This window comes from Pseudomonas sp. CFBP13509, from assembly GCF_005233485.1.
Classification (GTDB): Bacteria; Pseudomonadota; Gammaproteobacteria; order Pseudomonadales; family Pseudomonadaceae; genus Aquipseudomonas; species Aquipseudomonas marginalis.
Window position 1 is genome coordinate 546,330 of record NZ_QGAA01000001.1, and the last position, 11,098, is coordinate 557,427.

General features: G+C 61.6%; 12 protein-coding genes. 4 read left to right on the plus strand and 8 right to left on the minus strand.

Annotation, left to right across the window (positions count from 1 at the left end):
• Window positions 1-214 precede the first annotated feature (214 nt).
• From PspCFBP13509_RS02600 to cmoB, 4 genes are read left to right on the plus strand one after another with little or no spacing between them, the layout of a single operon-like run.
• Entirely contained in the window at window positions 215-604 is a 390-nt protein-coding gene (locus PspCFBP13509_RS02600) for a protease inhibitor I42 family protein (RefSeq protein ID WP_065926591.1), read from the plus strand.
• Between the two features lies 1 nt (window position 605).
• Window positions 606-1,262 carry a lysoplasmalogenase gene (locus tag PspCFBP13509_RS02605; protein WP_065926592.1) on the plus strand — a complete coding sequence of 219 codons (657 nt, stop codon included), beginning with the start codon at window positions 606-608 and terminating at the stop codon, window positions 1,260-1,262.
• A gap of 35 nt (window positions 1,263-1,297) precedes the next feature.
• Window positions 1,298-2,041: a carboxy-S-adenosyl-L-methionine synthase CmoA gene (gene cmoA, locus PspCFBP13509_RS02610; protein ID WP_065926593.1), complete on the plus strand. Its 744-nt coding sequence runs from the start codon at window positions 1,298-1,300 to the stop codon at window positions 2,039-2,041.
• Window positions 2,038-2,994, plus strand: a complete 957-nt coding sequence (cmoB, locus tag PspCFBP13509_RS02615; RefSeq protein ID WP_065926594.1) for a tRNA 5-methoxyuridine(34)/uridine 5-oxyacetic acid(34) synthase CmoB — start codon at window positions 2,038-2,040, stop codon at window positions 2,992-2,994. Before cmoA ends, cmoB begins: the two co-directional genes overlap by 4 nt.
• Window positions 2,995-3,027: 33 nt before the next feature.
• On the opposite strand, the gene tadA is transcribed toward cmoB, so the two are convergent.
• The 8 genes from tadA to lepA form a co-directional block, all read right to left on the minus strand.
• Window positions 3,028-3,525 (minus strand): tRNA adenosine(34) deaminase TadA, encoded by a 498-nt coding sequence (tadA, locus tag PspCFBP13509_RS02620; protein WP_053133694.1) that lies wholly within the window; start codon window positions 3,523-3,525, stop codon window positions 3,028-3,030.
• Window positions 3,525-4,907 (minus strand): multicopper oxidase family protein, encoded by a 1,383-nt coding sequence (locus PspCFBP13509_RS02625; protein ID WP_137211518.1) that lies wholly within the window; start codon window positions 4,905-4,907, stop codon window positions 3,525-3,527. Before PspCFBP13509_RS02625 ends, tadA begins: the two co-directional genes overlap by 1 nt.
• 103 nt (window positions 4,908-5,010) lie before the next feature.
• A complete protein-coding gene (gene pdxJ / locus PspCFBP13509_RS02630) occupies window positions 5,011-5,754 on the minus strand; it encodes a pyridoxine 5'-phosphate synthase (protein WP_027604659.1) in 744 nt (247 codons plus the stop codon).
• A 52-nt stretch (window positions 5,755-5,806) separates the two neighbouring features.
• A complete protein-coding gene (gene recO, locus PspCFBP13509_RS02635; protein WP_092356244.1) occupies window positions 5,807-6,496 on the minus strand; it encodes a DNA repair protein RecO in 690 nt (229 codons plus the stop codon).
• Between the two features lie 142 nt (window positions 6,497-6,638).
• Window positions 6,639-7,541 carry a GTPase Era gene (gene era / locus PspCFBP13509_RS02640; protein ID WP_027604661.1) on the minus strand — a complete coding sequence of 301 codons (903 nt, stop codon included), beginning with the start codon at window positions 7,539-7,541 and terminating at the stop codon, window positions 6,639-6,641.
• Window positions 7,534-8,223: a ribonuclease III gene (gene rnc / locus PspCFBP13509_RS02645; protein WP_027604662.1), complete on the minus strand. Its 690-nt coding sequence runs from the start codon at window positions 8,221-8,223 to the stop codon at window positions 7,534-7,536. The genes era and rnc overlap by 8 nt, the downstream gene beginning before the upstream one ends.
• Before the next feature lie 147 nt (window positions 8,224-8,370).
• Window positions 8,371-9,225, minus strand: coding sequence for a signal peptidase I (gene lepB / locus PspCFBP13509_RS02650; RefSeq protein WP_027604663.1), 855 nt, complete (start codon window positions 9,223-9,225; stop codon window positions 8,371-8,373).
• Between the two features lie 5 nt (window positions 9,226-9,230).
• Window positions 9,231-11,030, minus strand: a complete 1,800-nt coding sequence (gene lepA, locus PspCFBP13509_RS02655) for a translation elongation factor 4 (RefSeq protein WP_027604664.1) — start codon at window positions 11,028-11,030, stop codon at window positions 9,231-9,233.
• Between the last annotated feature and the right edge of the window lie 68 nt (window positions 11,031-11,098).

Consider the following 11,098-nt stretch of genomic DNA (forward strand, 5'->3'; position numbering starts at 1 on the left):
GTGAGCAGGCTTGCCCTGCGTTGGGCTGCGCAGCAGCCCCGAAACTGACGACCCTGTTCTTTCAGAAAGAATGGGGGTCTTTTTAAGAGGGGCTGCTTCGCAGCCCAGCGCAGGGCAAGCCTGCTCGCCACAAACGGCACCCGGCAGCCCTCTTGTCACACCTTGTCTCATCTTCGGTTATGCTCGGTCTTCGTCGCCAAACAACGGAGCCCCCATGATCGCCGCCCGCCTGCTTCTCCCCCTGAGCCTTTGCCTGCTCGCCGCCTGCGCCAGTGCGCCGAAGCAAAACGTCACCGTGGACAACCAGAGCGCCTGCCCGCTGCAACTCAAGACCGGGCAAAACCTGATCCTCACCCTGCCGAGCAACCCCACCACCGGCTACCGCTGGGCCATCCAGGATTCCGCCGGCGGCGTATTGCGGGCCCTGGGCCCCGAGGTGTACAGCAGCTCGGAATCCGGTGTAATCGGCGGCGGCGGCCAGTCCACCTGGCGCTTCCAGGCATTCACGGCCGGCCAGGGTCGTTTGCGCCTGACCTCCCAGCAACCCTGGGAACCGGAAGCCGAGCCCGCAGAGACCTTCGATTGCGCCATTACGGTGAACTGATATGCCATGGCTGATTCTTGCGTTGATGGGCGCAGGCACCTTTATCTACGGCCTGAGCACCCATGCCACGTTGCTGTGCCTGCTGGTCAAGCCGCTGCCGGTGCTGGCGCTGCTGGGTTGGCTGCATGATGCGCCGCCGACCGACTATCGACGCTGGATCAGCCTCGGGCTGATTTTTTCCCTGGTCGGCGATGTATTGCTGGCCTGGCCGGGCGACCTGTTTATCTTCGGCCTCGGCGCTTTCCTGTGTGCCCACCTGGCCTATCTCAGAGCCTATTTCAGCGACTGCCGCCGTCTGGCGCTGCTGCCGTTGGCGTTGGCGCTGGGCGTGGGCGCGATCCTGCTGGGCATCCTGATCTCCCACGGTCTTGGCGAACTGCTGGTACCGGTGGTGATTTACGCACTGGTGATCAGCGCCATGCTCTGGCGCGCGCTGGCACGTGTGGGCAGCGATGTACCGAAACGCTCGGCGCTGCTGGCGGCGGCGGGCGCGGTGTCGTTTGTGTTTTCCGACACGCTGATCGGCATCAATCGGTTTGTGCTGTCATTCGACGCCGCGCCGTATTTGTTGATCGTCACCTACTGGCTCGGACAGTGGGGCATCACCGCCTCGGCTTTCCATCAGACAACCCGCGCACACGAGGGCCAACTTGGCTAAAATGCCGGCCTTTCCCCTTCGTCGCCGGAACAACCGTGAGCAAAGAACCCGATCGCCTATTCGCCCAGCCCCTGCCCCAGGTGCCGGACTTCGCCTTTAACGAGGACGTGGTGCGGGTGTTCCCGGACATGATCAAGCGTTCGGTGCCCGGTTACCCGACGATTGTCGAAAACCTCGGCGTGCTTGCAGCGCAGTTTGCCCAACCACACAGCGTGCTCTACGACCTGGGCTCGTCCCTGGGAGCGGTGACCCAGGCCTTGCGCCGTCATGTGCGCACCGACGGTTGCCGCGTGATCGCGGTGGATAACTCGGCGGCCATGGTCGAGCGCTGCCGCGAATACCTCAATGGCCAGGACTCGATGTTCCAGGAGCTGCTGCCGGTCGAGGTGATCGACGGCGACATCCTCGCGCTGCAGTTCCAACCGGCCTCGGTGGTGGCGTTGAACTTCACCCTGCAATTTATCGCCCCGGATGAGCGCCTGGCGTTACTCGGGCGTATCCGCCAGTCGTTATTGCCCGGCGGCGCACTGATCCTTTCGGAAAAGCTGCGCTTCAACGACCTGGAAGAACATGCGCTGCTCACCGACCTGCATATCGCGTTCAAACGCGCCAACGGCTACAGCGAACTGGAAATCGCCCAGAAGCGCAGCGCCATCGAAAACGTCATGAAGCCCGACAGCCTCGAAGAACACCGCGAACGCCTGCTGGCGGCCGGGTTTTCGAAAGTCGTGCCGTGGTTCCAGTGTCTTAACTTTGCCTCGTTGATTGCCTTGCCATGATTGATCTGTCCCCCCTCGCCCGCCATCTGGTCGGTACCCCCCTGGCTGTATGGGCCCAAGGCCTGCAAGCGCAGCTCGATAGCAAGATGGAAAAGGGTCATGGCGACCTGGAGCGTTGGCAGAGTGCCCTGGACGCGCTGCCCAAGATCCAGCCCAGTGAAGTCGACTTGCTCAATGGCCTGGTGCTGGACACCGATTGCGACGACGCCACCCGCGCGCAGATGCACACCGCGCTGATGGGCTTGAGCCCGTGGCGCAAGGGCCCGTTCCACCTGTTCGGCGTGCATGTGGACACCGAATGGCGCTCGGACTGGAAGTGGTCGCGTGTGGCCCCGCACCTGGACCTGAAGGGCAAGCGTATTCTCGATGTCGGTTGCGGCAACGGTTACTACATGTGGCGCATGCTCGGCGCCGGGGCCGACAGCGTGATTGGCGTCGACCCGAACTGGCTGTTCTTCTGCCAGTTCCAGGCCGTACAGCGTTACCTGTCCGAACCCAAGGCCTGGCACCTACCGTTCCCGTTTGAAGACCTGCCGGCGAACCTGGAAGGCTTCGACACGGTGTTTTCCATGGGGGTGTTCTATCACCGCCGCTCGCCGATCGAGCATTTGCTGGCGCTGAAGGACACCTTGGTCAAGGGCGGCGAACTGGTCCTGGAAACCTTGGTGGTGGAAGGCGACCAGCAACAGGTGCTGGTGCCGGAAGACCGTTATGCGCAGATGCGTAATGTGTGGTTCCTGCCCTCAGTGCCGGCGTTGATGCTGTGGCTGCGGCGTGCCGGGTTCAGTGATGTGAGGTGCGTGGATGTGAGCGTGACCACGGTGGAGGAACAGCGCGGGACGGCGTGGATGAAGTATCAGTCCCTCAGCGACTTCCTCGATCCACAGGATCACTGCAAGACGATTGAAGGGCTGCCGGCGCCGATGCGGGCGGTGATCATCGCTAAAAAGTAAGCCCCCAAGCTCCCTGAAAAAATGAAGTGTTCTTTAGAGCGGGGGCTTGGCTCGGCGGGCCTTGAAGAATTCGCTCAACACCGTGCCGCACTCCTCGGCCAGCACCCCGCCTTCAAACAACACCCGATGGTTAAGAAACCCTTGGGTAAAAAACTGCCCCTGGCTTTGCACGATCCCCGCTTTCGGCTCAAGCGCGCCATACACCACCCGCGCAATCCGCGAATGCACGATCAGCCCGGCGCACATGCTGCACGGTTCCAGGGTCACGTACAGCGTACTGCCCGGCAGGCGGTAGTTGCTGACAGCCTGCGCAGCGGCGCGAATGGCGACCATTTCGGCATGGGCGCTGGGGTCATTGCCGCTGATCGGGCAGTTGAAGCCGCGACCGATGATTTCACCGTCCTGCACCAGCACCGCGCCCACCGGCACTTCGCCCAGCGCCGCGCCTTGGGCGGCAAGCGCCAGGGCTTCGCGCATGAAATCCTGATCGCGGCTGCGGTCGATAATCGCCGTGGGGCGAAACTGGCGCATCACGCCACCTCGATGGCGGCCATCAGGCCGGTTTCCATGTGGTCGATCACATGGCAATGGAACATCCACACCCCGGGGTTATCCGCCACCAAGGCCACGCGGGCGCGTTCGTTCTTGCCCAGCAGGTAAGTGTCGGTGAAATACGGGATCACCTTGTGGCGGTTCGAGGCGATCACCTTGAAGCTCATGCCGTGCAGGTGGATGGGGTGCTGGTACTGGGTCATGTTCTTCAATTCGAAAATGTAGCTCTTGCCTTTTTCCAGCTTGGCAATCGGGCGGTCGGCGCAGGTCTTGTCGGTGATGTCCCAGGCCTGGCCGTTGATCTGCCACAGGCTCGGCGGCTTGCCATTATCGACATTCACCGACACTGAACCGACCCACTCGAAATTGAAGTTGAGTTTCTCCGCATTGGCCAGGTCCGGCTCGGCAATCGGGTTGGCGGGCAATGCCGGGGGCCATTCGGTCGGTGCATCGGCGTTGACGACTGAGCGGAAAGTGCCCAGGCGCACCGGGCCGTTGCGGATCGACAGTTCTTCACCCGCCGGCGGCGCCTTGATCGCGAGGCAGATGCGCATGCCCGGACCCAGCCAGTATTCCTTGCCCAGCGGGCGCGGTTCGACAGGGTTGCCGTCCAGGGCGTAGATCTGCGCTTCGACGTCGGGGATGTTGATGCGATAGGTCAGGGTGTTGTCGAGGTTGAGCAGGCGCACACGGGTGATCTGCCCGGCAGGCAGGTCGATCACCGCCTGGGATACGCCATTGATCGTCGACAACCGCCCGGCCGTGCCCCCGCGCGCGGCCTCACGGGGAATGCTGAAGGCGACAAAGGCGCCCTCTTCGTCCACATGCCAGCTCTTCAGGCTCAGGGTGCGTTCGTGCTTGAACCCGGTGGGTTCGCGTTCTTCGATAATCAGCGGGCCGACCAGGCCGCGGCCGAGTTCTTCGCTGCTGTTCACATGGGGGTGGTACCAGTAGCTGCCGGCGTCGGGCACGCGGAATGTGTAGTCGAAGTATTCGCCGGGCAGCACCGGCAATTGCGAGACGTAGGGCACGCCGTCCATTTCCAGCGGCAGGCGGATGCCGTGCCAGTGGATCGTGGTGGCGACCGGCAGGTGGTTGATAAAGCGCACCCGCAGCCACTCACCCTGGCGCACGCGCAACTCGGTGCCCGGTGCCGAAGGGCCGAAGGCCCAGGCTTGGGTCTTGTGCCCCGGCACCAGTTCTACGTCGAGCGGCGCGGCGATCAGTTCGTAATCATGCCCCGCTTCGGCTTCGGCGACTTTCCCCAGCCAGTAGCGGTAGGCGCCACCGGCACCGACGCCCACTACGGCCAGGCCGGCAAGACCACCCAGGATTTGTCGACGGGAAAAGGATCGGGACACAACAACCTCACGTATCTGCCGCAGGCGCAGGGCCTGCAAAGGGCGGATACGATACACCTGCATTGGCTAAACAGTAAGGCTTCGCATTGCCGCGGATCTGCGATCAGCGCTTGGCGGCCGCCAGGATCAGGGCTTTCATCTCGGCCACCGCGCCTTTGAAACCGACGAACAGCGCGTGGGCCACCAGCGCGTGGCCGATGTTCAGCTCGTTGATGCCCTTGATCGCGGCCACGGCTTCGACGTTGTGGTAGTGCAGGCCGTGGCCGGCATTGACGATCAGGCCTTCATTAAGGCCGCAGTTCACACCGTCAATGATGCGCTGCAGTTCATCCGCCACTTCGGTCGGTGTGGTGGCGTCGGCGTACCGGCCGGTGTGCAGTTCGATGGCCGGCGCGCCGACACGGCGGGACGCTTCGATCTGGCGTTCGTCGGCGTCGATGAACAGCGAGACTTCGCTGCCGATCTTCGACAGGCGCTCCACGGCGGCCTTGATCCGCGCTTCCTGGCCGGCCACGTCGAGGCCGCCTTCGGTGGTCAGTTCCTGGCGGGTTTCCGGGACCAGGCAGATGTGCGCCGGACGGATGCGCTCGGCGAAGGCCATCATTTCTTCGGTGACGCCCATCTCGAAGTTCATGCGGGTTTGCAGCACGTCCTTGAGCAGCAGCACATCGCGCTCCTGGATGTGGCGGCGGTCTTCGCGCAGGTGCACGGTGATGCCGTCGGCGCCCGCTTCTTCGGCGTCCAGCGCGGCCTTGACCGGGTCAGGGTAACGGGTGCCCCGGGCCTGGCGCAGGGTAGCGACGTGGTCGATGTTGACGCCAAGAAGAATGCGATTGCTGGTGGTCACGGAAGCGCTCCTGAAAAGGGGAAAGAAACGCTGCACAGCATACACGGGGATGTCAGGGCTTTCGAAACAACTCGCGACTGACCAGCGGCCGTCCACCCAAGTGCACGGCCAGCGCCTGGCGCATCAAGCGCTTGGCGGCGGACAAGGCGCCCGGTGCAGTCCAGTCGGCTTCACTCATGGCCAGCAGCTCGGTGCCCTGGAACAGCCCCGGTTGCAGCAGGTACACACGCTCCAGACCCGCATCCACCTGCAGGCGATACATGCCGTCGGCGGCGATGGGGTCGCCGTGCAGGTCGTTGTGCAGTTCGAAGCCGTAGCCCAGGTCGTCAAGCAGGCGCCATTCGAAGGCGCGCAACAGCGGCTCCAGGGGGCGGCCCTCGGCCAGGGCCAGCAAGGTGGCGGCATAGTGATCGAAGACCGCCGGGTGCGGGTCTTCGGCGGGCAACAGGCGGATCAGCAGTTCATTGAGGTAGAGGCCGCTGAACAGTGCATCGCCATTGAGCCAGGCGGACGTGCCGACGCTTTCCAGGCGGCCGACGTTTTTCAGCTCGCCCTTGCCGCGAAACTCCACGTCCAACGCCACGAAAGGTCGCGCCAATGTCCCCGCCTTGCCCCGCGCGCTGCGCAACACCGCGCGCAGGCGGCCTTGGGGCGTGAGGAAATCCACCAGCGCGCTGGTCTCGCGGTAGGCGCGGCTGTGCAGCACGTAGGCGAGTTGGCTGGTGGGTGGGGATTGGGACATGGGTTCTCTATCTTGAAAACAATACAAACCTAATGTGGGAGGGGGCTTGCCCCCGATGGCGGTGGCTCAGTCACTTATTTATTAACTGATCCACCGCTATCGGGGGCAAGCCCCCTCCCACATTTTTTGCCCTGCGGTGTCTTTACAGGTCGCCGTAGCCGAGGGAGCGTAACGCACGCTCATCATCGGACCAACCACCCTTAACCTTCACCCACAGGTTAAGCATGATCTTGGAATCGAACAGCAATTCCATGTCCTTGCGCGCTTCGGTGCCGATGCGTTTGATGCGCTCGCCCTTGTCGCCGATGATGATTTTCTTCTGGCCGTCACGTTCGACGAGGATCAGCGCATGGATATGCAGGGTCTTGCCCTGCTGCTTGAACTCTTCGATTTCAACGGTGATCTGGTACGGCAGCTCGGCGCCCATCTGGCGCATGATTTTCTCACGCACCAGTTCGGCGGCGAGGAAACGGCTGCTGCGGTCGGTGATCTGGTCTTCCGGGAAGAAGTGCTCGTTCTCCGGCAGGTAGCCGGCGATCACGCGCTCCAGGGCTTCGAGGTTGTGGCCGTGCTGGGCCGAGATCGGCATGATCTGGGCGTTCGGCAGTTGCTCCTGCAGCCAGCTCAGGTGCGGCATCAGCTCGGCTTTGTCTTCGATGCGGTCGGTCTTGTTCAACGCGACGATCAAAGGGCCGGTGACGTACTGCACACGCTCGAGAACCATCTGGTCTTCGTCGGTCCACTTGGTGCGGTCGACCACGAAGATCACCACGTCCACGTCTTTCAACGCCGCCGAGGCCGTCTTGTTCATGTAGCGATTAAGGGCTTTCTCGCCGCCCTTGTGCATGCCCGGGGTGTCGACGTAGACCGCTTGCACGCTGCCTTCGGTCTTGATGCCCAGCATGTTGTGGCGGGTGGTTTGCGGCTTGCGCGAGGTGATTGCAAGCTTCTGGCCGAGGATATGGTTCAGCAGCGTGGACTTGCCCACGTTCGGGCGGCCGACGATGGCAACATAGCCACAGCGTGTTGCGGTTGAATCAGTCATGGCCATTCTCCACGCCCAGGGCAATCAGTGCTGCAGCGGCCGCTACCTGTTCGGCAATGCGACGGCTCACACCCTGACCTCGGCTTTTTTCATTCAGTAAGGTGATTTCACATTCCACGAAGAACACGCGGCAATGGGGCTCACCCTGGATATCCACCACTTCGTAGCGTGGCAGGTCGCAACCGCGCGATTGCAGGAATTCCTGCAGTCGGGTCTTCGGATCCTTGTTGGTGTCGACCAGCGTGAGGCTTTCGATCTCGGAGGTCAGCCACGCGGTGACGCGCTCCTTGGCCGCTTCCATGCCTGCATCGAGGTAGATCGCGCCGATCAATGCCTCAAGCGCATCGGCCAGGATCGACTCACGGCGGAACCCGCCGCTCTTCAACTCACCGGAGCCGAGGCGCAGGTACTCACCCAGGCCAAAACCACGGGCCAGTACGGCCAGGGTCTCGCCCTTTACCAGGCGTGCGCGTAAACGCGACAGCTGGCCTTCACGGGCTTGGGGAAAGCGCTCGAACAGAGCTTCACCGGCGACGAAATTGAGGATGGCATCACCGAGGAATTCCAGGCGTTCGTTGTTACGCCCTGCAAAGCTGCGGTGTGTGAGGGCAAGGACCATCAATTCCTGATCCTTGAAGGTGTAGCCGAGCTGGCGCTCGAGACGACTTAGAGAAACGGTCACGGTTTACCCATATCTGTGTGGTGGCACCGGCGGCCATCGACGATTGACGCAGTGTTCAAATTCAAATCCTGGTTGGTATTGCACGGGGACGGGAAATGTCCAGGCCCCAGAAAAGCATTCGGCGCTGTGTGCACAGCGCCGCTTGTATTACTTGATCAGCCCGACCCGCGAGAAGTTCGGCAGGTGGCTGAGCTTGGGTTCCGGCCAGCTCATCCAGACCGCAAAGGCCTTGCCGACGATATTCTGGTCGGGAACCATGCCCAGCAGGTCCTTGGGAATGCTCGGGTCATCCCAGTAACGGCTGTCATTGGAGTTGTCGCGGTTGTCGCCCATCATGAAGTAGTGCCCGGCCGGCACTTTCCACTCACCATCAGGCATGGCACGGTAGCGGCTCATTTCCTTGCGGATTTCGTGCTCTACCGCACCGAGTTTTTCCTGGTACAGCTCGGCACTGCCCAGGCTGTTCGGTTCGGAACCGATCAGCTTCTCGGCCACCGACTCGCCGTTGATGAACAGGCGCTTGTCGCTGGTGTAGCGAATCACGTCGCCCGGCAGGCCTACCACACGCTTGATGTAGTTGACGTTCGGGTCGCTCGGGTAGCGGAACACCATCACGTCGCCGCGCTGCGGATCACCGACTTCGATGACCTTCTTGTCGATCACCGGCAGGCGAATCCCGTAGGAGAACTTGTTCACCAGGATGAAATCGCCCACGTCCAGGGTAGGTTTCATCGAGCCCGACGGGATCTGAAACGGTTCCACCAGGAACGAGCGCAGCACCAGCACGATGAACAACACCGGGAAGAACGACTTGCCGTATTCAACCAGCAAGGGCTCTTTGTTCAGCTTCTCGATCACCATGCCATCGGGCTGGCTGACGCTGCCCTGATAGGACGCGATAGCCGCCCGCCGACGCGGGGCGAAGAACACCAGATCGAGCAACGCCAGGAGACCGCAAACGGCAACGGCGATGACCAGCAACAGCGGGAAATTTAGCGACATAGGACCTAACTATCCAACCTGAGCACCGCAAGGAAGGCTTCTTGTGGAATTTCCACGTTGCCCACTTGCTTCATGCGTTTTTTACCGGCCTTTTGCTTCTCAAGCAGCTTGCGCTTACGGCTGACGTCGCCACCGTAGCATTTGGCCAGTACGTTCTTTCTGAGTGCCTTGACGGAGGTTCGCGCAATGATCTGCCCGCCAATGGCGGCCTGGATCGCGACGTCGAACATCTGGCGCGGAATCAGTTCTTTCATCTTCTCGGTCAACTGGCGACCTTTGTAGTGCGCGTTGTCCTTGTGCACGATCAGTGCCAGGGCATCGACCTTGTCGCCGTTGATCAGCACATCCAGTTTCACCAGATTAGCCGATTGGTAACGGTCGAAATGGTAATCCAGCGAAGCATAGCCGCGACTGGTGGATTTGAGACGGTCAAAGAAGTCCAGGACCACTTCGTTCATCGGCAAATCGTAGGTCACTTGCACCTGGGTACCGAGGAACAGCATGTCGTGCTGCACGCCACGCTTTTCGATACACAGGGTAATGACGTTGCCCAGGTGTTCCTGCGGCACAAGGATATTGGCCCGCACGATCGGCTCGCGCATGTCTTCGATGGAAGACAGGTCTGGGAGCTTGGACGGGTTGTCGACGTAAATCGTTTCACCGTTTTTGAGCAGCAGCTCGAAAATAACCGTCGGCGCCGTGGTGATCAGGTCCAGGTCGTACTCGCGCTCAAGGCGCTCCTGGATGATTTCCATGTGCAGCATGCCGAGGAAGCCGCAGCGGAAGCCGAAGCCCAGGGCGTCGGAGCTTTCCGGGGTGTACTGCAACGACGAGTCGTTGAGGGTCAGCTTTTGCAGGGCTTCGCGGAAGTCTTCGAAGTCGTCGGAGCTGACCGGGAACAGGCCGGCGTAGACCTGCGGCTGGATGCGTTTGAAGCCCGGCAGCACGTCGACGTCAGGGGTGGAGCTCAAGGTCAGGGTGTCACCCACCGGCGCACCATGAATGTCCTTGATGCCGGCGATGATGAAACCTACTTCACCGGCTTTCAGATCAGTGGTCGCGGTGTGCTTGGGGTTGAATACACCGACGCTGTCCACCAGGTGGATCTTGCCGGTGGACTTGACCAGGATCTTGTCGCCCTTCTTCACACGGCCGTGGCGCACGCGTACCAGGGAGACAACCCCCAGGTAGTTGTCGAACCAGGAGTCGATGATCAACGCCTGCAGCGGATCTTCGTAGTTGCCGGTGGGGGCCGGGATAGTCTTGACCAGGCGCTCGAGCACTTCGTCGACGCCCAGGCCGGTCTTGGCGCTGCACTCGACGGCGTCGGTGGCGTCAATGCCGATGATTTTTTCGATTTCTTCTTTTACGCGGTCCGGATCGGCCTGTGGCAGGTCGATCTTGTTCAGCACCGGCATGACTTCCAGGCCTTGCTCGATGGCGGTGTAGCAGTTGGCCACGGACTGGGCTTCAACACCCTGTCCCGCGTCCACCACCAGCAGCGCACCTTCGCAGGCCGCCAGGGAGCGGCTGACTTCATAGGTGAAGTCCACGTGGCCCGGGGTGTCAATGAAGTTCAACTGGTACTTGATACCGTCTTTGGCGGTGTAGTACAGGGTAACGCTGTGGGCCTTGATGGTGATCCCGCGCTCGCGTTCGAGGTCCATGGAGTCCAGCACCTGGGCTTCCATTTCACGCTCGGCAAGGCCGCCGCACATCTGGATGAATCGATCGGCCAGCGTCGACTTACCATGGTCAATGTGGGCGATGATGGAGAAATTGCGGATATGACTCAAATCACTCACGGATCAACACTCAAAAAGGCTGCAGGCAGATTGCCCGCTGAAAAATAGCCGGGAATTGTACCTGATGC